At 66.1% G+C, this 22,965-nt stretch carries 17 protein-coding genes and 1 tRNA gene; 12 read left to right on the top strand and 6 right to left on the bottom strand.

Going from position 1 to position 22,965, the window contains the following annotated elements; genetic code table 11:
- Window positions 1–53: 53 nt before the first annotated feature.
- From tolR to ASD14_RS13220, 8 genes are all read left to right on the top strand, one after another.
- Window positions 54–506, top strand: coding sequence for a protein TolR (gene tolR, locus ASD14_RS13255; protein ID WP_056134706.1), 453 nt, complete (start codon window positions 54–56; stop codon window positions 504–506).
- Window positions 507–1,421 (top strand): TonB C-terminal domain-containing protein, encoded by a 915-nt coding sequence (locus ASD14_RS13250; protein WP_082538991.1) that lies wholly within the window; start codon window positions 507–509, stop codon window positions 1,419–1,421.
- A gap of 151 nt (window positions 1,422–1,572) precedes the next feature.
- Complete coding sequence (gene tolB / locus ASD14_RS13245) at window positions 1,573–2,877, top strand: Tol-Pal system beta propeller repeat protein TolB (protein ID WP_056134698.1); 1,305 nt, start codon at window positions 1,573–1,575, stop codon at window positions 2,875–2,877.
- Window positions 2,878–3,046: 169 nt separating this feature from the next.
- Window positions 3,047–3,562: a peptidoglycan-associated lipoprotein Pal gene (gene pal, locus ASD14_RS13240; RefSeq protein WP_056134695.1), complete on the top strand. Its 516-nt coding sequence runs from the start codon at window positions 3,047–3,049 to the stop codon at window positions 3,560–3,562.
- A 99-nt stretch (window positions 3,563–3,661) separates the two neighbouring features.
- Window positions 3,662–4,465 (top strand): tol-pal system protein YbgF, encoded by an 804-nt coding sequence (gene ybgF / locus ASD14_RS13235; RefSeq protein ID WP_056134693.1) that lies wholly within the window; start codon window positions 3,662–3,664, stop codon window positions 4,463–4,465.
- A 62-nt stretch (window positions 4,466–4,527) separates the two neighbouring features.
- Window positions 4,528–5,214: a 7-carboxy-7-deazaguanine synthase QueE gene (gene queE / locus ASD14_RS13230; protein WP_056134690.1), complete on the top strand. Its 687-nt coding sequence runs from the start codon at window positions 4,528–4,530 to the stop codon at window positions 5,212–5,214.
- A gap of 48 nt (window positions 5,215–5,262) precedes the next feature.
- A complete protein-coding gene (queC, locus tag ASD14_RS13225) occupies window positions 5,263–5,958 on the top strand; it encodes a 7-cyano-7-deazaguanine synthase QueC (RefSeq protein WP_056134688.1) in 696 nt (231 codons plus the stop codon).
- Between the two features lie 99 nt (window positions 5,959–6,057).
- A tRNA-Lys gene (locus tag ASD14_RS13220) sits at window positions 6,058–6,133 on the top strand.
- A 43-nt stretch (window positions 6,134–6,176) separates the two neighbouring features.
- Here ASD14_RS13220 and recQ read toward each other — a convergent pair.
- Both recQ and ASD14_RS13210 read right to left on the bottom strand, forming a co-directional pair.
- The gene (gene recQ / locus ASD14_RS13215; RefSeq protein ID WP_056134685.1) at window positions 6,177–7,982 is read right to left on the bottom strand and encodes a DNA helicase RecQ; all 1,806 of its coding nucleotides are present in this window, start codon (window positions 7,980–7,982) and stop codon (window positions 6,177–6,179) included.
- Between the two features lie 135 nt (window positions 7,983–8,117).
- Window positions 8,118–8,633: a Dps family protein gene (locus tag ASD14_RS13210; protein WP_235565420.1), complete on the bottom strand. Its 516-nt coding sequence runs from the start codon at window positions 8,631–8,633 to the stop codon at window positions 8,118–8,120.
- A 157-nt stretch (window positions 8,634–8,790) separates the two neighbouring features.
- Between ASD14_RS13210 and hrpA the strand changes: the two genes are divergently transcribed.
- A complete protein-coding gene (gene hrpA, locus ASD14_RS13205; RefSeq protein ID WP_082538990.1) occupies window positions 8,791–12,888 on the top strand; it encodes an ATP-dependent RNA helicase HrpA in 4,098 nt (1,365 codons plus the stop codon).
- A gap of 17 nt (window positions 12,889–12,905) precedes the next feature.
- On the opposite strand, the gene ASD14_RS16550 is transcribed toward hrpA, so the two are convergent.
- The 3 genes from ASD14_RS16550 to ASD14_RS13190 form a co-directional block, all read right to left on the bottom strand.
- Window positions 12,906–13,376 (bottom strand): hypothetical protein, encoded by a 471-nt coding sequence (locus tag ASD14_RS16550; protein ID WP_056134676.1) that lies wholly within the window; start codon window positions 13,374–13,376, stop codon window positions 12,906–12,908.
- A gap of 97 nt (window positions 13,377–13,473) precedes the next feature.
- Window positions 13,474–13,950, bottom strand: coding sequence for a hypothetical protein (locus ASD14_RS13195; protein WP_056134673.1), 477 nt, complete (start codon window positions 13,948–13,950; stop codon window positions 13,474–13,476).
- On the bottom strand, window positions 13,950–14,450 hold the full coding sequence (locus tag ASD14_RS13190; protein ID WP_200947069.1) for a hypothetical protein: 501 nt from the start codon (window positions 14,448–14,450) through the stop codon (window positions 13,950–13,952). Before ASD14_RS13190 ends, ASD14_RS13195 begins: the two co-directional genes overlap by 1 nt.
- A gap of 61 nt (window positions 14,451–14,511) precedes the next feature.
- On the opposite strand from ASD14_RS13190, the gene ASD14_RS13185 reads away from it, so the two are divergent.
- Together ASD14_RS13185 and ASD14_RS13180 are read left to right on the top strand one after the other, a co-directional pair.
- Window positions 14,512–16,650 carry a bifunctional (p)ppGpp synthetase/guanosine-3',5'-bis(diphosphate) 3'-pyrophosphohydrolase gene (locus ASD14_RS13185; protein ID WP_056134668.1) on the top strand — a complete coding sequence of 713 codons (2,139 nt, stop codon included), beginning with the start codon at window positions 14,512–14,514 and terminating at the stop codon, window positions 16,648–16,650.
- Window positions 16,651–16,698: 48 nt separating this feature from the next.
- Window positions 16,699–18,321 (top strand): hypothetical protein, encoded by a 1,623-nt coding sequence (locus ASD14_RS13180; RefSeq protein WP_056134665.1) that lies wholly within the window; start codon window positions 16,699–16,701, stop codon window positions 18,319–18,321.
- A gap of 13 nt (window positions 18,322–18,334) precedes the next feature.
- Here the strand turns inward: ASD14_RS13180 and ASD14_RS13175 are convergent, their stop codons facing one another.
- A complete protein-coding gene (locus ASD14_RS13175) occupies window positions 18,335–20,434 on the bottom strand; it encodes a glycosyltransferase (protein WP_056134663.1) in 2,100 nt (699 codons plus the stop codon).
- 146 nt (window positions 20,435–20,580) lie between these two features.
- Between ASD14_RS13175 and mrcB the strand changes: the two genes are divergently transcribed.
- On the top strand, window positions 20,581–22,959 hold the full coding sequence (mrcB, locus tag ASD14_RS13170) for a penicillin-binding protein 1B (protein ID WP_056135377.1): 2,379 nt from the start codon (window positions 20,581–20,583) through the stop codon (window positions 22,957–22,959).
- The last annotated feature ends 6 nt before the right edge of the window (window positions 22,960–22,965 follow it).

Genomic DNA, 22,965 nt, shown 5'->3' with positions numbered 1-22,965 from the left:
GTTGAACATGCGCGGACGCCGCCGCACCGCCGAGTAAGAACACGAGAGCAGCCATGACCGTCCTTTCCATGCGCCGCCATCGCAAGCGCAAGCTCAAGGCCGAGATCAACGTCGTGCCGTACATCGACGTGATGCTCGTGCTGCTGGTGATCTTCATGGTCACCGCGCCCCTGCTTACGCTGGGCGTGGATGTCGACCTTCCGCAGTCAAACGCGAAATCGGTGAACGCGAAGGAAGACCCGATCGTCGTCAGCGTCTACCCGGATGGCAGCTATGCGCTCGCGGTGAAAGCCGGCAAGAACGAAACGATGACGCCACAGTCACTGGAAGCGCGCGTGCGTGCGATCGTCAGCCAGAACAAGGACGCGGCGATCTTCGTGGCCGCGCAGGGCGAGGGCAAATACCAGGACGTGATGAACGTGATGGAGCTGCTCCAGCGCGCCAACGTCAGGAAGATCGGCCTGATGAGCGATCCCAAAAGCAGCCGTAAGCAAGGGCAGCCGTAAATGAGAGAAACCCCTGCCGATACCGCGCAGGCTTTCCTTCTCGCCATGCTGCTGCATCTGGCGCTGTTCGCCGTGCTTTTCATTGGTCTGTGGTGGACACGTAGTGCGACACCGGCGGCGGCCGGCGCGATTTCCGCCGAACTGATGGATGCGAGCCAGCTGTCGTCGGCGATGCGGCGCACGCTGCGACAGGTACCCGCACCGCTTCCGGTGGAAGAAGTGGAGCCCGAGCCGCTCCCGGAACCGCTTCCAGAACCCGTCGAGCAACAGCAAAAGCCGCAGGACTTCATTCCGGTTCCCGACGACACCAACCAGGAAGCCGTCACGGAGCAGCCCACGCCGACTCCGGCGAAGGAAGAAAAACCGCAGGAAGCCAAGCAGCGCCAGGAACAGGTCGACCTGACCGAACAGGAACGCCAGGAAGCCGTGCAGCGCAACCAGCGCATGGTCGAGCAGGACATCCAGCGGCAGAAACAACTGGAAGACATCCGCAAGCGCCGCGCCGCCGCGGCCCACGAAGCCGCGCTCGCCGAACAGCGGTTGGCCCAGCTCGCCAATGCGCGCTCGCGCAATGCGGCCGAAGACGCGGCACAAAGCGATGCGCAGGTATCGGGCGCGAACGGCGTCGACGAGGGACTCAAGGCCCGCTACGCCGCTGCATTACAGGCCGCGATTCTTGCGAAATGGACGCGCCCCGACACGGTCCCGCTCGGTGCGACCTGCAAGCTGGTGATCCGCCAGTTGCCGGGCGGGCAGGTGATGGGTGTGGAAATCGCTTCGCCCTGCTCCTACGACGAGCAGGGGCGCCGTTCGATCGAAGCGGCCGTGCTCAAGGCGCAGCCGCTGCCCTATGCCGGCTTCGAGCCGGTGTTTTCACGCACCCTCAATCTCAATTTCCGCGCGGAAGACCGTTGACGGCTTCGTAATGTCCCAGTTTGCGCATTCAGGCGATGGTTACCCGGCTTGAGCCGGCGTTAACCAAACTGTTGTTAAGAATGGTGAAACTGAACGAGGCTGCTGCGACAGCCGTCTGCAAGCCTTGATCCCCCGAAGTCCCGGAGTGCCGATGAACCGATCCCTGACCTGGCTGGCCGCATTGCTTGCCCTCCTGCTTCCTTTCGCCGCGAGCGCCCAGCAGGGCCTGGAGATCGACATCGTCGGCGGCAACGCGTCGGCCGTGCCGATCGCCGTGGTTCCCATGCAGGGGCCCGCCACGCTGCAGACCGACGTCGCCAAGGTCATCGCCGCGGACCTCAACCGCTCCGGTTCCTTCCGCAGCCTGGCGGACAAGGACATCGTCGAGCGTCCCTCGCGCGGCAGCGAAATCAATTTCCCGAACTGGGCCGCGCTCAACCAGGATTACATCCTCGTCGGCCGCGTGCTCGATGCCGGCGATGGCGGCTTCCGCATCGAGTACGAACTGTTCGACGTGGCACGCAAGGAACGCCTGCTGGGCTACGCGCTGACCGCACGCAGCAACGCCATGCGCGACGTCGCGCACCAGATCGCCGATGCGGTGTACGAGAAGATCACCGGCATCCGCGGCGCTTTCTTCACCCGCATCGCGTACGTCACCGCGGTGGGCACCGGCAAGGCCACGCGCTACGCGCTCATGGTCGCCGACAGCGACGGTTACAACCCGCAGACCGTGGTGCGTTCGTCCGAACCGCTGCTTTCCCCATCGTGGAGCCCTGATGGCGGCAAGCTCGCCTACGTCAGCTACGAAGGCGGCAATTCGTCGGTTTACCTGCAGACGATTGCATCCGGTGCGCGTGAACTGATTGCGAAGTTCAGGGGCATCAACGGCGCGCCGTCATTCTCGCCGGATGGCCGCAAGCTGGCGCTGACGCTTTCCAAGAGCGGCAATCCCGAGATCTACGTCATGGACCTGGGCAGCCGCGCGCTGACGCAGGTGACCAACCATTTCGCGATCGACACGTCGGCGGTGTGGAGCGGCGACGGCGGCACGCTGTACTTCACCTCCGATCGTGGCGGCAAGCCGCAGATCTACCAGGTGCCCGCGTCGGGCGGCGGCGCCACCCGCGTCACCTTCCAGGGCAGCTACAACGCCGATCCGACGGTGTCGGGCGACAACAAGAAGCTGGCCGCCACGCAGCAGAGCGGCGGCGGCTACCGCATCGCGCTGATGGATCGCGGCGTGGGCGGATCGTGGACCAATCTCTCGCCGGGGCCGCTCGACGAGTCGCCGAGCTTCGCGCCGAACGGAATGATGATCCTCTACGCCGCGCGCGAAGGGCGCCGCGACGTGCTCTACGCGGTTTCGTCGGATGGCCGCGTGCGCCAGCGCCTGGTGCTCGCGGCCGGGGATGTGCGTGAGCCGGCATGGGGACCGTACCGCCTTCGCAGGTAAGCTGCTTCAGGTTTGCTCCAGGCGGCCTTTGCAGCACATGGCCGCGGTACCGCAACACCGGTCACGCCGCCTGTTCAGGATGGCCGGTAGGCTAGTAAGGTTGCACGCTCAGATGCTCGCGACATCTCCCGAACACCGCTGCACGCTCTCATAGACGAGGAAAAACCCAATGAACAACGCCACTCGCATTCTTGTCGCCGCACTCCTGTGCGCCACCGCCGTCGCCTGCTCCAAGAAGGTGAAGGAAGTGCCGCCGGCAGATACCGGCCCGACCGAGACCGCTCCGGTTACGCAGCCGGCCACCACGCCCGGCGCTTACGGTCCGGAAGACCTGGATACCGACGCCTGCCTGCGCCAGCGTGTCGTGTACTTCGATTTCGACCAGGATGCGCTGCGTCCCGAGTTCCAGAACATCGTCGCCTGCCACGCCAAGTACCTGCGTGACCGTCCGTCCTCGCGCATGACGCTGGAAGGCAATGCCGATGAACGCGGCAGCCGCGAATACAACCAGGGCCTCGGCGAGCGCCGCGGCAACGCCGTGTCGTCGGCCGTTCAGGCCAATGGTGGGTCGGGCAGCCAGGTCACCGTGGTCAGCTACGGCGAAGAGCGCCCCACCTGCACCGATTCGACCGAAGACTGCTGGGCCAAGAACCGTCGCGTCGAAATCGTTTACACCGCCAAGTAAAGCCGGGCGAAGTAAGCAAGCCGGATCGCTGCGCCCTCCCTCGTCATGCGGGGGAGGGCGACAGCCGCGAACTTTTTCGATTTCTCCGGTCAAACCTGCATGCGTTCACGACTCCTGATCCCTGTCCTGCTGGCCGCTTCGGCCATGTCGGCATCCGCATTCGCCCAGCGCGTCAGCCTGGCCGATCGCGTAGCTGCGCTCGAAGCGCGTTCGAACAACAACCAGGCCAATGTCGACCTGCTGAACCAGCTCACCCAACTGCGGTCGGAGGTGCAGGCCTTGCGCGCGCAGGTCGAAGAACTGCAGCAGCAGAACCAGCAGCTGCAGTCGACGTCCAAGGCGCAATACCTCGATCTGGACGATCGCCTGAACCGGCTGGAAGGTGGCGGGCCCGTGATCGCACCGCCCGCGGCTTCGGGGACCTCATCCGTGAAGCCGGCACCGGCTGCTCCTGCCGCGCAGGATTCTGTTCCGGCGGTGTACGGCGACAAGGGCGCCGTGGCCCAGGGCGCGGGCGAACGTGCAGCGTATGACACTGCCTTCAATGCGCTGAAGGGCGGCCAGTACGCACAGTCCGCCGAGCTGTTCCAGGATTTCCTCCAGCGATACCCGAATGGCAGCTATACGCCCAACGCCTTGTATTGGCTGGGCGAGAGCTATTACGTGACCCAGAACTACCCGCTGGCGCAGGAGCAGTTCCAGGCGCTCCTGGACCGCTATCCGACCCACGACAAGGCGCCGGGTGCGCTGCTCAAGGTGGGCCTCTCGCAGTACGGTGCGCGCGAGTACGACGCGGCCGAGCGCACGCTGGGCGAGGTCGCCAGCCGTTATCCCGGTACGGAAGCCGCGCGCACTGCCGCAGATCGCCTGCACGCCATCCAGCTGGGCCAGCTGACCCGCTGAAACGAAGCTGCCTGGCCCTCTGCAGGGCGGGGACGTGCGCACCCGCACGTTACAATGACGGCATGAACGCCGCTTTCGAAGCGACTTCCAGCGAGGCGACCGCCTCGGCGGAACGCCTCAAGATCACCGAAATCTTCCTCTCGCTGCAGGGCGAAGCCCGCCAGGCCGGCTGGCCGACCGTCTTCGTGCGCCTGACGGGCTGTCCGTTGCGCTGCCAGTACTGCGATACCGCATACGCGTTCCAGGGCGGCGCGTGGTGGAGCATCGACGACATCCTGGCCGACGTCGCGAAGCAGGGCGTCCGCCATGTCTGTGTCACCGGCGGCGAACCGCTGTCGCAGAAGCGCTGCATCACGCTGCTGGAGCGCCTGTGCGATGCCGGCTACGAGGTTTCGCTGGAGACCTCGGGCGCCATCGACATTGGCGACGTCGACCCGCGTGTATCACGCGTGCTCGACATCAAGACGCCCGGCTCGCTCGAAGTGCATCGCAACCTGTGGTCGAACCTGCCGCTGCTCACGCCGCACGACCAGGTCAAGTTCGTGATCTGTTCGCGCGAGGACTACGACTGGGCCAAAGCCATCGTCGAGGAACACCATCTCGCGGATACGTGCGAAGTCCTGTTTTCGCCAAGTTACGCCCAGGTATCGCCGCGCGAACTGGCCGACTGGATCGTGGCCGACCGCCTGCCGGTGCGTTTCCAGATGCAGCTGCACAAGATCCTCTGGAACGACGAGCGCGGGCGCTGACGCGCTGGTTCCGCTTGTAACAATCCCATTCCACGTCACTCAATGCCCATGAAAAAAGCCGTCGTCCTCGTCTCCGGAGGCATGGACTCCGCCGTCGTGATCGCCATCGCGCGCGAGCAGGGCTTCGCCGTGCACGCACTCAGCGTGCGCTACGGACAACGGCACACCTCCGAGCTCGACGCCGCCGATCGAGTGTCGCACTCGCTGGGTGCGGTCGCGCACAAGACCGTCAACGTCGACCTGCGCAGCATCGGGGGCTCCGCGCTGACCGACGACATCGCAGTGCCCACCGATGCCGACGGCCATGCCGTCGGCGCCGATGCCGCGAAGAACGTCATTCCCGTGACCTACGTGCCAGCGCGCAACACGATCATGTTGTCGGTCGCGCTGGGCTGGGCCGAAGTGCTGGGTGCGAACGACATTTTTTGCGGCGTGAATGCCGTGGATTACTCGGGCTATCCCGACTGCCGCCCTGAATTCATCGCTGCATTCCAGTCCCTCGCCAATCTCGCAACGAAAGCAGGCGTCGAAGGCGCGGGCATCCACGTGCACGCGCCGCTGCAGTTCCTGAGCAAGGCCGACATCGTGCGCGAAGGCCTACGCCTGGGCGTGGATTTCAGCGAAACCGTTTCGTGCTATCAGGCCGACGCCGAAGGCCTCGCCTGTGGCCACTGCGACGCGTGCCGCCTGCGCGCGGAAGGCTTCGCCAACGCCGGTGTTCCCGATCCCACGCGATATGCCTGAGTCCGCGGCGGGGATGTCCTGCAGGACACCGCAGGCCTGCGCTAGAATGCGCACCCCGGCGCAAGGCTGGGCATGGCAAAGCGCCTGGTTCCAAGCTGTGGGTCGTTAGCTCAGTCGGTAGAGCATCGGACTTTTAATCCGCTGGTCGTCGGTTCGATTCCGACACGACCCACCATTTCCACACAACCTTCTTGTTCCGCATGTGTCGCGCCTGCGGACTACGCAGCGTCGAACAATTGCTGCAGCACGTCTTCCCCGTAGCGGTCCAGCTTGCTCGCGCCGATGCCGGGAATGCGGGCGAGTTCGTCCATGTCTTCCGGTGCATTCGTCGCGATCGCGCGCAACGTGCTGTCGTGGAAGATCACGTAGGCAGGCACGTTCTGCTCGCGCGCGGTAGTCGCGCGCCAGGTACGCAGGGCGTTGAAGCGTATGAGCGCTTCGGGTGCGAGATCGAATTCCTGGTCGGTGCCGGAAGCCGCGCGATCGCGCTTGCGTCGCGGTTGCTTCGGCTGTTCGACGCGGAAGTGCAGGCTACGTTCGCCGCGCAATACCGGGCCGGCGGCGTCCGTGAGATGCAACGCGCCGTGCGCATCGGCTTCGAGCAGGCCATTGGCGACCAGCTGGCGGAATACGCTTCGCCACTGGCGCTCGTCGAGGTCATTGCCGATCGCCCAGGTGCTGAGCCCATCGTGCCGCAGCTGCTGCACGCGCTCGCTCGCGACGCCGCGAAGGACGTCGATGACATGAGCTGCGCCGAAACGCTGGCCGCTGCGATACACGCATGACAACGCCTTGCGCGCGGCGATCGTCCCGTCCCAGCTTTGCGGCGGCTCCAGGCAGTTGTCGCAATTGCCGCAGGCACCAGGGTGCGCTTCGCCGAACCAGCCCAGCAGCGACTGGCGCCGGCACGCCGTCGATTCGCAATATCCGAGCAGCGCATCGAGCTTGCGCAGTTCGAGCCGTTTGCGTTCTTCGCCCGCGTCGGACTGCTGGATCAGCTGGCGCAGGTTGATGGTGTCGCCGAGGCCGTAGCAGAGCCATGCTTCGGCGGGCTCGCCATCGCGGCCGGCGCGTCCGGTTTCCTGGTAATAGCCTTCGACCGACTTGGGCAGGTCGACGTGCGCGACGAAACGCACGTCCGGCTTGTCGATGCCCATGCCGAAGGCGATCGTCGCCACCATCACGACGCCGTCTTCCTGCAGGAAGCGGCGCTGGTTGGCGGCGCGCGAAGCCGCGTCCATGCCCGCGTGGTAGGGGAGGGCGTTGAAGCCGAGTTCGCGCAGTTGCTCGGCGATGCTGTCGACGCGCTTGCGCGAGAACGCATAGACGATTCCGCTCTGGTCGCGGTGGGCGAGCAGGAAGTCGCGCAGCTGCCGCACCGCGTTGTCTTTCTGCACGACGCGGTAGCGGATGTTGGGCCGGTCGAACGAGCTGACGAAGCGCTCGGCATCCTCCAGCGACAGGCGCTCGGCGATTTCGTGCCGCGTGGGCTCATCCGCCGTGGCGGTGAGCGCGATGCGCGGAACGTCGGGCCAGCGCTCGTGCAGGATGGTGAGCTCGCGGTATTCCTTGCGGAAATCGTGGCCCCACTGCGACACGCAGTGCGCTTCGTCGATCGCGAACAGGGCGATGCGCGCACGATCGAGCAGGGACAGGAATCGCGGCGTCAGCAGGCGTTCGGGCGCGACGTAGAGGAGGTCGAGTTCGCCGGCGAGCAGCTGGCGCTCGACCGAGCCGGCTTCGGTCGCATCGAGCGAGGAGTTCAGGTACGCCGCCTGCACGCCGAGTTGGCGCAGGGCCTCCACCTGGTCCTGCATCAGTGCGATCAGCGGCGATACCACGATGCCGCAGCCATCGCGCAGCAGGGCAGGCAACTGGTAGCACAGCGACTTGCCGCCGCCAGTGGGCATGAGCACCAGCGCGTCCCCGCCACTGGCGATCTGTTCGACGATCCGCGCCTGGTCGCCACGGAATTCATGGTGGCCGAAGATGCGGCGGAGCAGGTCGAGGGCGGTGTCGGACATGCCGTCATTTTAGCGGGCATGGAGCATCGGCCCAGCAGAAAAATCACCTTGACGTGCTCGGATTCTTCCGAATTGGAGACCGGAAAGAACAAACCCCGCGGCTGCGGGGCTTGTTCGATCGGAAGAAGCGAAGGATTACTGCAGCAGCGACCGCAGCATCCACGCATTCTTCTCATGCACCTGGAGCCGCTGCGTCATCAGGTCCACGGTCGGATCGTCGCCGGCATCGTCCGCGGTCTTCAGCACCTTGCGCGCGGTGCGCGCGACGGCTTCGTTGCCGACCACGAGCTGGCGGACCATTTCGCGCCAGTCGGCCGTGTCGCTCAGGCCCGGCTCCTCGGGAATCGAGGTCAGGCGGATGAATTCGGCATACGAACCCGGTGCATTGAAGCCCAGCGCACGCATGCGCTCGGCGGTTTCGTCGAGCGCCATCCACTGCTCGTTGTACTGGCCCTCGAACATCGTATGCAGGGTGTTGAACATCGACCCGGTGACGTTCCAGTGGAAGTTATGGGTCTTCAGGTACAGCGTGAAGCTGTCAGAAAGGAAGCGCGCCAGTCCCTCCGCGATCTTCTTGCGATCGCCGCCGCTGATCCCGATATCGATGTCCGGCGCATTGCCGGTCGGGGTCTCGACGGATTTTGTCTCCATGCCCTTGGAAGCGCTGGTCCTGGACGGCCCCGATTTCGACGGCTTGTTCGACGGTTTGTTCTTGGCCATGCGAATTCTCCCTGTGTTTGGACGCTTGCGGCGACAATAGGCCGGCACGCGGACCGTGTGAAGTGGATTGTTTCTTTCGCCCTGATCAATGAACCCTATCGACGCAAATGCTAAAGCCGCGTTACGGCGCGATGGCAAGCCACGGCACGGGCCTGCCGCCGATTCGTCGCCTGACGCCGAATTGCGCCAGGCGCGTCGCGCGATCGATGGGGCGTTGAGCCGCGATCGCGGCCGCCTGCATGGCCTCTGGTCGCGCTGGAGCGCGAAGCCCGCCGATGACAAGGCGCAGGCCGCGTTCGCGCAGGCGCTGGCCGCTTCGGTTGGCCAACGCGAAGCGCGCGTCGGTTCGCTTCCGCACGCGCCGGTCGAACCCTCGCTGCCGATCGCGGGCGAGGCCGAACGCATCGTTGAACTGATCCGCAAGCATCCGGTGGTCGTGATCGCGGGCGAAACCGGATCGGGCAAGACCACCCAGATTCCGAAGCTCTGCCTGGCGGCAGGGCGTGGCGCCGCGGGCATGATCGGTTGCACCCAGCCGCGCCGTATCGCCGCGCGCGCCGTCGCCCGCCGTGTCGCCGAGGAATTGAATACGCCGCTGGGCAACGCGGTCGGCTACCAGGTCCGCTTCACCGAAAACGTGGGCGAACAGACCGCGGTGAAGTTCATGACCGACGGCATCCTGCTCGCGGAAATCCAGTCGGACCGCTGGTTGTCGCAATACGACACCATCCTGATCGACGAGGCCCACGAACGCAGCCTCAATATCGATTTCCTGCTCGGTTACCTCAAGCAGCTGCTGAAGAAGCGGCATGATCTGAAGGTCATCGTGACGTCGGCGACGATCGATACCGAACGCTTCTCCGCGCATTTCGACAACGCGCCGGTGGTGAATGTCGAAGGTCGCAGCTATCCGGTGACGGTTCGCTACCGGCCTCTCGAAGGCGAGGGTGAAGACGACGGTGAGCGCACGATCACCGACGGCATCATCGGCGCATGCGACGAGATCACCCGCGAGGATCCGCGCGGCGACGTGCTGATCTTCCTCCCTGGCGAACGCGAGATCCGCGACGCGCACCAGGCGCTGGAGCGGCGCAAGTACCGCGAATCCGAAGTGCTGCCGCTCTATGCACGACTGTCGGTGCGCGACCAGGACCGCGTCTTCAATCCGGGCCCGAAACGCCGCATCGTGCTGGCGACCAACGTCGCCGAAACGTCGTTGACGGTGCCGCGCATCCGCTACGTCGTCGACCCCGGGCTTGCGCGCGTCAAGCGCTACAACCCGCGCGGCAAGCTGGATCGCCTGCATATCGAAGACATCTCGCAGGCCAGCGCCGACCAGCGCAAGGGCCGCTGCGGACGCATCGCCGAGGGCACCTGCTACCGCCTGTATTCGGAAGCCGACTTCGAATCGCGGCCGCGCTACACCGACCCGGAGATCCGCCGCGCCGCACTGGCCGGCGTGATCCTGCGCATGCTGTCGTTGGGCCTGGGCCGGATCGAGGATTTCCCGTTCCTCGAGCCGCCGGATCCGCGCGCGGTGGCCGATGGCTGGCAGCAGCTTGCCGAACTCGGCGCGATCGATGACAAACGCATGCTGACGCCGACCGGCAAGCTGATGGCGCGCTTGCCGGTCGACGTGAAGCTCGCGCGGATGCTGGTCGCGGCGAATACGCACGGCTGCCTGCGCGAGATGGTGGCGATCGCTTCGTTCCTCGGCATCCAGGATCCACGCGAGCGTCCGGCGGACCAACGTGCCGCTGCCGACAACGCGCACGCGGAATTCGCCGATCCGCGTTCGGAATTCGTCGGCATCCTCAAGCTATGGGATGCCTACCAGACGGCGCACGAGGACCTCACCCAGTCGAAGTTGCGCGCGTGGTGCGAGAAGCACTTTCTCGGCTTCCTGCGCATGCGGGAATGGCGCGAACTGCACCGGCAGCTGAAGCTGCTTTGCGACGAAATGGATTGGAGTTCTTCGAGCCGCGATCCCGGACGCGGCGAAGGATCTCCGGTTCGCGGTGACGTCGCATCGAAGAACAAGTCACACGCCATGCCTGTGACGAAAGGCGGTACGGATCTGGCGATCGATGCGAAGTCGTACGCCGTGCTGCATCGCGCCCTCATCACCGGCCTGCCGACGCAGATCGGCCAGCGTGGCGACAAGGGCTTCTACGACGGTCCGCGTGGGCGCAAATTCCAGCTGTTCCCTGGTTCGCCGCTGGCGAAGAAACCCCCGCCGTGGGTGCTGTCGGCGACCCTGCTCGACACCGAACGCGTGTGGGCGCTGACCAATGCATCGATCGAGCCCGACTGGGCCATCAACGAACTTCCGCACCTGCTCGCGCGGCGCCATCACGACCCGCATTGGGCGCGCTCGCAGGGGCGTGTCGTCGGCAGCGAGCAGATCAGCCTGTTCGGTCTCGTGCTCGCGCCCAAGCGGCCGGTGCATTACGGCGCGCTGTTCCCCGAGGAAAGCCGCGTCATCTTCGCCCGCGACGCGCTCGTGACCGGCGAGATCAACACGCGATGCGCCTTCCTTCCCCGCAATCTCGCCACGCTGGCGAAGGCGCGGGAAGAGGAAGCCAAGCAGCGTCGCGCAGGTCTCGTCGTCGATGAAGAGTGGATGGCGCAGTGGTATCTCGACCGCCTGCCTCCGCACGTGCACAACGCGCAGGCGCTGGACGCCTGGTACAACAAGTTGCCGGCGGAGGAGAAGGCGAAGCTGGAATGGTCGTTCGACGACCTGATGATCGGTGGCGAGACCGAGGCCGCACGATTCCCGCCCTATCTCACGCTCGGCAACGCGAAACTGGCGGTGAAGTACCGCTTCGAGCCGGGGGCGCCCGACGATGGCATGACGCTCGCGGTCCCGTTGCACCTGCTCAATGCGCTCGATCCCGCGCAGCTGTCGTGGCTGGCGCCGGGCTTCGTCGCCGACAAGGCGGCGGCGCTGATCAAGTCGCTGCCCAAGACGCTTCGGCGCAACTTTGTCCCGGCACCGGATTTCGCGCGCGCCTTCCACGAAGCCCACCCGCAGTCGGGTGCGGATTCGCTGCCTGGCGAACTCGCGCGCTTCCTGCGCAAGCTCACTGGTGTGGAAATCGCCACGACCGACTTCGACGAGGCTTCGCTGGAGCCGCACCTGCGCATGAACCTGCGCCTGCTCGATGTCCCGTCAAAAGGCGGCGACAACCACATGGTGCTGGCAGAGTCCCGTGACCTCGACGAGCTGCGCCGCCGCTTCGGCGAGCGCGCAGCGGCGGCATTCGCCGCGAAGGCCGCCGACGGATTGGCGCAGCGTGGACTGACGCTTTTCCCTGAAACGCCAATTCCGGCAACGGTCTCCGGCGCAGGTGGCGTGCCGGCCTATCCGGCATTGCACGACGACGGCGACAGCGTCTCGCTGCGCGTGCATGCCGAACGCGACGTCGCGCAATACGAGCACCCGCAGGGCGTGTGCCGCCTGCTGGCAATCGCACTTGCGGACAAACTGAAGCAGGCACGCAAGCAGCTGCCGGTGTCGCCGAAAACCGGGTTGCTGTATGCGGCGATCGAATCCGCTGCGCCGCGCACGCGCATATCCGATGGCACGTCGTTGAAGGAAGGCGACCGGCTGCGTGTGGACCTGGTCGATGGCGCCTTCGATGCGTTGACCCGGGACGGCCTGGAGAACATCCGTGATGCTGCTGCTTTCAACGAGCGCCGCGAGCTGGTTTCCAAGCAGTTGTTCGCGGAGGCGATGGAGCGCCTGCGCCAGGCTGAACTCATTCTCGCCGCGGTCGCGGAGGTCCGCGCCAGGCTGGAGTCGCCGCTGATGGGCTGGGCCAGCGGAAACCTCGATGACATGCGCGCGCACCTGGAGGCACTGACGCCGCCAGGCTTCCTGCGTGACGTGCCCGCCGACGCGCTGCGTGAATACCCGCGCTATCTCAAGGCGCTGTCACTGCGAGGCGAACGCGCGTTGCGCGATCCCACCCGCGACCAGGTGCGGATGCTCGAAATCAAGCCATTCACCGATGCGTTGGCACAGGCCGAAGAAGAAGGCGAGGCCCACCTGCCGGAATGGCAGGCGCTGCGTTGGGAGCTCGAAGAGCTGCGGGTTTCCCTGTTCGCGCAGGAACTGGGGGCGCGCGGGGGTGTGTCGCCGAAGAAGCTGGCGCAACGGCTGGCTACGTTGCGCCGCTAGCGACAGCAGAAAGCGCGTCAGTCGATACGGTAGACGCGCGCCTTCGGCATGTCTTCGTCCACCTGCAGGAACCAGCGTCCGGCGATGCCGGGTACGACCACGATCTCCGGCGCCTGCAACGGCTTGCGCAGTTTCATTGCGCCCTTGAGCACCTTCCACCGTTGGCCGTTCTCCAGCACGAACACGGTGCCCGGATCCCAGCCCTCCACGGTTCCCGCCACACGGCTGTGGATCGGCTTGTCGTCGAGGCCAATGTAGAAGCGATCGGCTTGCTCGCCCATTGGCCGCGCGGATGCGCTGGAGGAGGTGCGCACGGCGTTTTCGCGCAACAACCGGTTCAACGCGGCGAGCTGTGCCGGCGAGAGCGTATCGAGGCCGGCTTCGTGCATCTCGGCTGGGGTGAAACGCTGTTCAACATCGGCCTGGCTCGATTGCGCCAGGGCCGGCATCGAGACGCTGAGGACAGCGCAGAGCGCGAGACGCAACATGGGGCTTCTCCGGTGCCGTGATCGACCGCGGGCGCGGTCGATTCCACAGGATGCCGGCGTCAGATTGCAGTTTCGTGAAAGAAGGTGTGCGGCAGTTTCAAAGATCGACGCGCTTGACCTTGGCTTTGACACTGGTGCCTTCGACGAGCATGTACCAGCTGCCGAAGAGGCCCGGGCTGATCGTGACCTTGGGATTCGAAAGGCGCTTGGTCACGAAATCGCTGTCCACCACGCGCCAGCGTTGCCCGTTTTCCAGTTCCAATACTGCGCCGCTCTGCCACCCGCGGAACTCGCCCTTGAGGCTGCTGCTGACGGGCGTCCTGGCTTCTTCGCTCCGGCGCTCACGTTCGGCTTGTGCGCCTTGTGCCGCGATGTCTGCCTGTTCGCTGCTGAGCAATTGGTTCAGCAGCGACAACTGCCCGGGTTGCAGCTGGTCCAGGCCGGTAGCACGCATCTGCTCGGGCGACAGCCGCTGCTCGATCGGGGTATATGGACGCTCCGCGAGGGCGCTGCCGCTTGCCAGGACGCATGCAGAAAGAATCGCTGCCGCAAGGATGCGCATGCCAGCCTTCATTACTTCGTCCTCCGCACGCTTGCGCGCTTGTTGTAACCCTCCACCTGCATGTACCACGCATTGCCCACCAGGCTCGGCGTGATCCTTACCTGCGGACCGGTCTTGCGCGCACCGGCGAGCGAGGCGTCGTCGATCTGTTCCCACTCCTGGCCGTTATCGAGCGTCCATCGGTGGCCCTTGGCGAAGCCACGGAATTCGCCCGGGATCCTGGCAACGATGGGATCGGACTTGCCGAAGCTGAGAAAGCCGCGGTTCTCGGTTTCGACCTTTTCCTTCGCCAGCGTCGCCGCCTTGGTGGTCTCCACCTCGAGCGTGTTGTTCAGCCATGCATTGAGGTTCGCGAGTTCCGTTGGCGATAATTTGTCCAGACCCGCCGCCTTGAACTGCCCGGGCGTCATCTGCTTTTCGATCGGTGGCTGTGCGTATGCCAAGGACGCGAAACCGAGCAGTGCCAAAAGCATGAGCGGATTCCAGATGGCACGCGGGCGGGTCATGGGCATGGCTGTTCCTCCGGGCAGATGGGGGCTAGTGTAGACCGGGCCCACAAATCCCCCGCAAGTCATCGTGAACGCCGCGCCTGCCAACCTGGATGCACTGTTGTCGTCGCCGTCCGCATCAGCCGTCGCCGAGCCGTTGCGTCGCGCGTTGCAGGCGGCGTATGGCACCGAAGCCGCTCCATGCAGTGCGCAGGCGCTCATCGAAGCAACGCTGGACACGCTGGCGAAGCTCGGCGCGGACGGTGAAACCATTGCCGCGGCACTGCTGCACGACTGTCCGCCGCCCGAAGGCGGCCTCGGGGACATCGAAAGGAAATTTCCCGCTGTCGCCGCGCTCCTGGAAGGCCAGAATGCCGCGTCGCAGGTGTGGTCGCTGCATGCCGAGCGTGGTTCGCATGCCAGCAATGAAGGCCTGCGCCGATTGCTGCTCGCCATCGTGCGCGACCTGCGCGTCGTGCCGATCCTGCTCGCGCGCCAGCTTTCGCGCATGCGCCACGCGGCATCGATGCCGGCGGCGGAACAGCGCGCGCTCGCCGAGCTGACCCGCGACATCCACGCGCCGCTGGCCAATCGCCTCGGCATCTGGCAGCTGAAGTGGGAACTCGAGGACCTCGCGTTCCGCTACCTGGAACCCGACACGTACAAGCAGATCGCGCGCCTGCTCGACGAGAAGCGCGGCGATCGCGAACGCTACATCGAATCGGTGAAGCAGACGCTGCAGCAGGCGATGGCCACACAGGGCGTGAAAGCCGACGTCGCCGGTCGTCCCAAGCACATCTACAGCATCTGGAAGAAGATGCGACGCAAGGACGTGCCGATCAGCGAGCTTTACGACCTGCGCGCCGTGCGCGTGCTGGTCGACGACATCGCGTCCTGCTACGCCGCGCTCGGCGTCGTGCATTCCACGTGGGCGCCGATCCCGAGCGAGTTTGACGATTACATCGCGCGGCCGAAGCGAAACGACTATCGATCGCTGCATACCGCCGTGATCGGCCCGGAAGGGAAGACGCTGGAAGTGCAGATCCGCACCTTCGAGATGCATCGCCAGGCCGAACTGGGCGTCGCCGCGCACTGGAAGTACAAGGAAGTCGGCAGCCAGAGCGCGGATGCGGCCTTCGATCGCAAGATCGCCTGGATGCGCAAGCTGCTGGAGGCGCATGGCGAAGGCGAGGGCGGGCTCAGCGGCGAATTCGACAATGAGCTGGTGGAAGACCGCATTTACGTGCTGACGCCGAAGGGGGAAGTGATCGACCTGCCCGCGGGTGCAACGCCGCTCGACTTCGCTTACCACGTGCACACGCAGGTCGGGCATCGTTGTCGTGGGGCGAAAGTGGACGGGCGCATCGTGCCGCTGGACCACAAGCTGCAGACGGGCGACCGCGTGGAAATCCTCACCGGCAAGCACGCGGAACCCCGTCGCGACTGGTTGATCGCTTCGAACGGCTTCCTTGCGTCGAGCCGCTCGCGCGAGAAGGTGCGGACCTGGTTCCACAAGCTCGACCGCGCGCGCAACGAACAGGAAGGCAAGGAACTGCTGGACAAGGAACTGCGCCGGCTCGGCGTGCTGGGCGCGGATCTCGCGCCGGTGCACGAGCGCTTCAACGTGCACAGCGATGGCGACCTCCATGTGCTGGTGGCGCTGGGTGACGTCGGGCCGCATCAGGTCGGCCGCGCGCTGCTCGAGCTGGAGCGCGCCGCGGAGGAACCGGCTTCCGCGACGATCCAGGTATCGCGGGCACCGCGCAAGATCGCGAACCGGACCACCGAATTCACGGTGGAAGGCGTCGGCAACCTGCTGGTGCAGCTCGCGCGCTGTTGCCAGCCGGTCGCCGGCGAGCCGATCGTCGGGTATCTCACGCGTGGTCGCGGAGTCACCGTGCATCGGCCCGATTGCGCTTCGTACCTGCGCCTCGCCGCCGCGCAGCCGCAACGTGTGTTGCCGGTGGAGTGGGGCGGCAAGGGCGGGGGTTACGAAGTCGACGTCGAAGTACTGGCGGTGGACCGCAAGTGGCTGCTGAAGGAAGTCAGCAACGTGATCGCGCAGGCGAACGCGCATGTCACCAGCATCAGCAGCCAGCTGGAGCGCAACGGCGCCCACGTGCGGCTGCGGGCGCGCCTGCGCGTGAACGACTACGGCCAGCTGTCCACGCTGCTGGGCAAGCTGTCGGCCCTGGCCGGTGTCGAACACGCGCAGCGCAGCTGATCGCCGGCGCGAACGGGAATTCATGGCCGTGGCGGTATCCTCGGGCCGATGACGTCGCAGGAACCCGATACGCAGTCCCAGGGCAGGCAACGGCGCGAGCCGTCGCTGGGCCGTTTCGATGAACTCAGGTTCGCCAAACCGGCGGATCGCACGCCGCGCACCTCGGTGACGCAGCGCGTGCTCTCGTGGGACTGGCGCTGGATCCTCACCGCTCTCCTGCTTGTCCTCATGCTTCTTCTGGTATTGCGCCAGCCCCTGTCCAACTGGCTCTGGCCGCAGACACGCGCGGAGCGCCTGCACGAACGGGCTGCGCGTGCGCTGGCGCAGGGCAGGTTGACCGCCGCCGATGGCACCGGTGCACGGGAGCTCTATTCGGCGGCACTGGCGCTGGATCCGGACAGGACCGATGCGCGCGCGGGGCTCGATCGTGTAGGACAGGCGGCGCTCGCGCAGGCACGCGCGGCGATATCGCGGCGCCGGTTTCCACAGGCGCACGAGGCGCTGGAGCTTGCAGAAGACCTTTCCGTTCCGCGTGCGCAGGTCGAGACCTTGCGCGAACAGTTGCGGCGCAACGAAGCGGCATCGGTCGGTATCGATGAATTGCTGAAAACCGCTGCTGCCGCGCGTGGCAACGGCAAGCTCGAAGGCGCCGACGGCGCACTTCCGCTTTACCAGCGCGTGCTCGAACTCGAACCCGGCAACACGCAGGCCCTTGAAGGCCGCGAAGACACCTTGTCGGATCTTCTGCAACAGGCCACGACGCGGCTGGATGCCGGCGATCTCGCGGGCGCGAGCGTGGTCGTGCGCCGCGTGCAGCAGGCGGATGCCGGCCACGTCGAGCTGCCCGACGCGCTTGCCGCGCTCGCCCGCGCAGCCGAAAGCAAGCGCAAACAGGGGGATCGTGAATTGCGCCGCGGACAACTCACGAAGGCGCTGGAAAACTACGGCGCCGCGTTGCTGGTCAACCCGGAGGATGCCGAGGCACTGAACGGCGTGCAGGCGGTTGCAACCGCGCACGCGCGTCGCAGCGAACGCCACGCCGCCGATTACCGCTTCAGCGAAGCCGAAGCCGAATTGCGCCAGGCCCGCACGATCGCGGGCTCGTCCGCGGCACAGAGTCCTGCGATCGCCCAGGCGCAGGAGCATCTCGCACGCGCTCGCCAATCGCAGCGCCAGAGCTCCACCGCCAGCACGCCGACCGCTTCGCAGCGCACGCGCGTCGCGCAACTGCTTGCGGATGCCACCAGGGCCCAGGCGCGTGGCGATCTGCTCACGCCTCCGGGCGACAGTGCATTCGACAAGTTGCGCGCCGCGCGCGCGATCGCACCGCATGATCCGCGCGTGCACGCCGCGTCCGCGCGCCTCGTGCCCGCTGCAGCGGACTGCTTCAGCGATGCGCTTCGGGCAAACCGCCTGGTGCGTGCCGGCGGCTGCCTCGATGCGCGCAGAGCGCTCGAAGGCGACACGGCGACAGTGCGCGAAAGCCGCCGCGAACTGGCGCGCCGCTGGCTCGCACTCGGCGACCAGCGGTTGGGCGCGGGAGAACTGCAGGGCGCGCGGGCGGCGCTCGATGCCGCGCGGACGCTCGATCCTGCGACCGAAGGCCTCGATGCGCTTGCCGAACGCCTGCGCACTGCGCTGCTCGCACCGGCGGAGCAGGGTCGGCAATAGACGACCGCAGGAGTCAGGCCAACAACACCCGCCTGACCACGTCGCGCCCGGCTTCCAGCGAGAAATGGCGCTCCACATTGAGCAGCCCGTTCTCCGCCAGTCGCTGCCACAGCGTTTCGTCGAGATAGGCCTGCACGACGGCTTCGGCAAAGGCCATTGCATCGTCCGCCACCAGTACGTCCTCGCCGGCGCGAAGATGCATGCCTTCGACCGCGCATGACGTGGCGACCACGGGTTGTCCGTGCGCCATGCTGAGATTCACCTTGCCCTTGACCCCGGCACCGAAGCGCAACGGCGCCACCGCGATGCGGGCGCCGTCCATGTAGGGCGCGATGTCCGGCACGTGGCCGTGCACGATCACGCCCGGCTGCGAGGCCAGCGCGGCGATTTCATCCGGCACGTCGTCGCCGATGCAATGGAAGCGCACGCCGGGCAGGCGTTCGCGGATGTGTGGGAACACGGACGAGGCGAACCAGTGCACCGCATCGACATTGGGTGGATGGCGGAAGCCACCGACGAAGACGAGGTCGTCCCGCTCCTCGAACCGCAGCCCGGGCCCGGCGATCTGGTGGAGGTTGGAAAGCACTTCCACCGTCGCGTCCGGCGCATCGATCGCGAGCAGGCGTTTCTCGACCTCGCTCACGACCAGCGTGACATCGCTGCGGCGGATGACGTCGAGTTCGAGCGCGCGGGTCTGTTCGGCCGCGCGTTGCGCGCGCGCATTGCCGGATACCTCGGCGCCACGCCGCTCTCGCAGGTAGTGCAGGTCGACACTGTCGAAGACGACGCGTGCGCGACGCGCGTGTTTGCGGATGAGCGGCAGGAAGTCGCGCGCGACGTAGTGACGTGAGAGCACTACCGCATCAAAGCGGTCGCCGTGCTCGCGAAGCCACCCTGGCGTACTGCCCGACCAGGGTTCAAACCACGTTTCGACGCCGAGCTGCCCCAGTGCCTCCGTGTATTGCCCGTCCCGGGCATGGTTCGCAGGCAGGAACACCACATGCGCGCCTTCGTCGTGCAGCAATCGCATGAGGTTGACCATGCGCAGGGACCCCGAATCACGATCCGGTCGCGGCGTCAGCGCATCCACCACCAGTACGGTCTGTCGGTAATGGTGGTCGGTGACGGAAACGGACTTCGTTGCATGCGGCGGCTGCGCAGGGAGCACCGACTTCCATCGCTCGGCAAAGCGTCGCTGGTTGATCGGTTGACCGGATTTCACGCCATGGCGGTCGTCGGTGCCGGTCGTCACGCCTTCGACGTGCACTACATGCGATGCGGGTTGCACCAGTACCTGCAGTCCGGTCGCGCGCACGCGCATGGCCAGGTCGGTGTCCTCGTAGAAGGCCGGTGCGTACAGCGAATCGAAACCGCCGAGCGAGAGGCATAGTGCGCGCGGGATCGCGAGCGCGGCGCCGGATACGTAATCCACGCGGCGAACATGCGCGAAGGCCGAGGAGTCCGCGGCCTGCAGGCGTCCGAGTTTGTCCGCGGAGCCGTCGCGCCAGACCACGCCACCGGCTTCCTGCAGGCGGCCGTCGGGATAGAGCAGCGCGGCACCAACGATGCCCGTTCCGGGATGCGCAGCAAACGTGCTCAGCAACACGTCCAGCCAGCCTGGCTGGGGCACCGTGTCGTTGTTGAGGAAAATCACGTACTCGCCCCGCGCCAGCGCGAGGCCGTCGTTGCAGGCGGCGATGAAGCCACCGTTCTCCGGTCGACGGTGGTATCGCAGGCCGGCGACCTGTGGCAGCGCCGTCGCGGTTTCGTCGGACGAACCGTCATCCACGCAGATGATTTCGATGGAGGCGAGCGGCGGATGCGCTGCCAGTGCACGCAGGCACGCGAGCGTGTGCCCGAAATGGTTGAACACAGGAATCACGAGGCTCGCCATCGGCGCACTGCCGGATGATGGCGCCGGCACGGCGAGTGTTGCGAATGGGCCGGAATCGGGAAAGTACAGGCCGGCGCGATGTTCCTGCGGAACACGCAGGAACTGGTTTTTCACCCGCCGCCAGGTGGAACTGAATCCCCTTGTCCTCAGGCTCGCCAGCCCGCGCCTCGAGAGGCCGGTAATGCGGTTGAAGAGGAACCGCAGATCGGTCCAGTTCATGAATTTCTTTCCGGATACATCGCCTTCTGCTTTCTCTGGAGCCCAATCTTGCGTGAACCAGCGCCTGCGTCTCGCGGAGCCACGATCGGCCTGCGCTAGACTCGCCCAACTCGGGCGCGGCCCACCTATTCTGGCATCCAGTGGCGATCGATTACGACGAAGACGAAGAAGGCGGTCGGGGCGAAGACGGCGAAACCGCACAGTGGAAGCGCCGGCTGGTCACCTGGACACTCGCCGCGATCGGCCTCGGCCTGGGATTCCTGATCCCCTACATGCTCTATCTCAACCACCAGGTGACCGAGCGTTTCGGACGCCTGCAGTGGCAGATTCCAACGCGCGTCTACGCGCGTCCGCTGGAGCTCAAGCCGGGCCTGGTGCTGGACACGCGCACGCTCAAGACCGAACTCGACGCGGCCGGGTACCACGCCGGCGACGGCAGTCGCGAAGGCAGCTACGCGCAGGACGGCGGACACTGGAAGATCTCCAGTCGCGGCTTCAACGATGTCGATGGCGTGGTGCCGGCGAAACGACTCGAAATCGTGGTCTCCGGCGGACGCGTGGCCACGCTTCGCGATGTCACCAGCAAGGGCAAGCTGAAAGTCGCGCGACTGGATCCGGCGCGCATAGCATCGTTGTACGGACAGAAGCAGGAAGAGCGGCGCCTGGTCCGCATCGAGGAAGTGCCCGAGTTGCTGGTGACCGGATTGCAGGCGGTCGAGGACCGCGACTTTAACCACCACATCGGCATCGACTTCAGCGGCATGGTGCGGGCGGCTTTCAAGACCGCGACCGGCAAGAAGCAGGGCGCCAGCACGCTCACTCAACAGCTCGCGCGCAGCGGCCTGCTCGGGATCGGCAAGGAACAGACGATCTCGCGCAAGTTCAACGAAATCCTCTACGCGCTGATCATCGACGCGCGTTACGACAAGCGCGACATCCTCGAGGCCTACCTCAACCAGGTCTATCTCGGCCAGCGTGGCTCGCAGGCGATCCATGGTGTGGCCGCCGCGTCCGAGTTCTGGTTCGGGCGTGACCTGCGCGACCTCAGCACCGAACAGGTTGCATTGCTGGTCGGCATCGTGCGCGGTCCTTCTTGGTACGACCCGCGCCGGAATCCGGAGCGTGCGCTGGAGCGCCGCAACTTTGCGCTTGGCGAATTCCGCGAAACCAACCTGATCGACGACAAGGAATACCAGCGCGCATTGAAGGCACCGCTGGGCGTGACCCCGGAAGCAGGCAGCCTCGCGCCGAACCGCTTCCCGGCGTACGTCGACCTCGTTCGCCGCCAGCTCGCGCGCGACTATCCGGCCGACCAGCTCGTCGGCGCGGGGCTCAGCGTGATGACCGGCATGTCGCCGGCCGCACAGGCCTTTGCCGAAGGCGCGGTAACGCGCACGCTCAAGAGCCTCGACAGCAGGCGCCGTCCGCCGCTGCAGGCGGGCCTCGTGGTTACCGACGTGCACAACGGCGAAGTCGTCGCCGTCGTCGGCAGCCGCCTGCATACCGAGCACGGCTTCAACCGCGCCGTGGAAGCGCAGCGTCCGGTGGGCTCGCTGCTCAAGCCCTTCGTGTACCTGCTCGCGCTGGCGACACCGGAGCAGTATTCGCTTTCAAGCTACGTCGACGATTCGCCGGTGACTGTCGACCTCGGCCGCGGGAAGAAGTGGAGCCCCGGCAATTCGGATGGCCGCAGCCACGGCACCGTGCGCCTGATGGATGCCCTCGCGATGTCGTACAACCAGGCGACCGTGCGCGTCGGCATGAAGGTGCGGCCCGAGCGCGTGGCCGACCTGATCCGCACACTCGCCGGTATCCAGGCGCCGCCGCGACCGTCGCTGATTCTCGGCGCGGTGGATCAAAGCCCGTATGCGATGGCGCAGCTGTACCAGTTCCTCGCCAGCGGCGGCGAAGTGCAGCCGTTGCACGCGGTGCGCGGCGTGCTCGATGCGAGCGGCCGCGCGCTCAAGCGTTATGACACCAAGCCTGCGCCCGCGCAGGAAGGCGACGCGATCGCCGCACGCCTGATCACGATCGCGGGGCAGCAGACGGTGACCAGTGGCACCGCGGCGCAGCTCGTTCGCGATGGCCTCGGCCGCCTGAATGCCGCGGGCAAGACCGGGACCAGCAACGATGGTCGCGACAGCTGGTTCGCAGGCTGGACCGGCGACCACCTCGCGGTGATCTGGGTCGGCAACGACCAGAACAAGGAAACCGGCCTGTACGGCGCAACCGGCGCGATGCGCGTGTGGTCGGCGATCTTCGCGCGCCTGCCGAGCGCGCCGTTGCAGGTGGGCGACAAGGGCATCGACTGGCAGTGGGTGACTGGCAACAACACCACCGACGCCAATTGTGCGGGCGCACGCCGTTTCGCCTTCGTTGCCGGTTTCGCGCCGCCGTACACGCCGTGTCCGATGCCACAGCCTGCTGCCGAAGAAGAGGGCGGCGGCTGGCGCGACTGGTTCGGTATCGGCCGCGATGACGACGAAGACACGGAGGAAGCGGCGGCGCCGCCGGACCAGCAATGAGATCAT

The organism is Lysobacter sp. Root494 (genome assembly GCF_001427225.1).
In the GTDB taxonomy this organism is placed as follows: domain Bacteria; phylum Pseudomonadota; class Gammaproteobacteria; order Xanthomonadales; family Xanthomonadaceae; genus Agrilutibacter.
This window is presented reverse-complemented; position numbering and strand designations above follow the sequence as displayed.

Excerpts from the sequence above, each read along its gene's own strand:
- ybgF (WP_056134693.1), top strand. The coding sequence starts at position 3,662 with ATGCGTTCACGACTCCTGATCCCTGTCCTGCTGGCCGCTTCGGCCATG.
- ASD14_RS13175 (WP_056134663.1), bottom strand. The coding sequence starts at position 20,434 with ATGAACTGGACCGATCTGCGGTTCCTCTTCAACCGCATTACCGGCCTC.
- ASD14_RS13195 (WP_056134673.1), bottom strand. The coding sequence starts at position 13,950 with ATGAAGGCTGGCATGCGCATCCTTGCGGCAGCGATTCTTTCTGCATGC.
- ASD14_RS16550 (WP_056134676.1), bottom strand. The coding sequence starts at position 13,376 with ATGTTGCGTCTCGCGCTCTGCGCTGTCCTCAGCGTCTCGATGCCGGCC.
- queC (WP_056134688.1), top strand. The coding sequence starts at position 5,263 with ATGAAAAAAGCCGTCGTCCTCGTCTCCGGAGGCATGGACTCCGCCGTC.
- hrpA (WP_082538990.1), top strand. The coding sequence starts at position 8,791 with ATGAACCCTATCGACGCAAATGCTAAAGCCGCGTTACGGCGCGATGGC.
- tolB (WP_056134698.1), top strand. The coding sequence starts at position 1,573 with ATGAACCGATCCCTGACCTGGCTGGCCGCATTGCTTGCCCTCCTGCTT.
- recQ (WP_056134685.1), bottom strand. The coding sequence starts at position 7,982 with ATGTCCGACACCGCCCTCGACCTGCTCCGCCGCATCTTCGGCCACCAT.
- tolR (WP_056134706.1), top strand. The coding sequence starts at position 54 with ATGACCGTCCTTTCCATGCGCCGCCATCGCAAGCGCAAGCTCAAGGCC.
- queE (WP_056134690.1), top strand. The coding sequence starts at position 4,528 with ATGAACGCCGCTTTCGAAGCGACTTCCAGCGAGGCGACCGCCTCGGCG.
- ASD14_RS13190 (WP_200947069.1), bottom strand. The coding sequence starts at position 14,450 with ATGCCCATGACCCGCCCGCGTGCCATCTGGAATCCGCTCATGCTTTTG.
- ASD14_RS13250 (WP_082538991.1), top strand. The coding sequence starts at position 507 with ATGAGAGAAACCCCTGCCGATACCGCGCAGGCTTTCCTTCTCGCCATG.
- pal (WP_056134695.1), top strand. The coding sequence starts at position 3,047 with ATGAACAACGCCACTCGCATTCTTGTCGCCGCACTCCTGTGCGCCACC.
- ASD14_RS13180 (WP_056134665.1), top strand. The coding sequence starts at position 16,699 with ATGACGTCGCAGGAACCCGATACGCAGTCCCAGGGCAGGCAACGGCGC.
- ASD14_RS13210 (WP_235565420.1), bottom strand. The coding sequence starts at position 8,633 with ATGGAGACAAAATCCGTCGAGACCCCGACCGGCAATGCGCCGGACATC.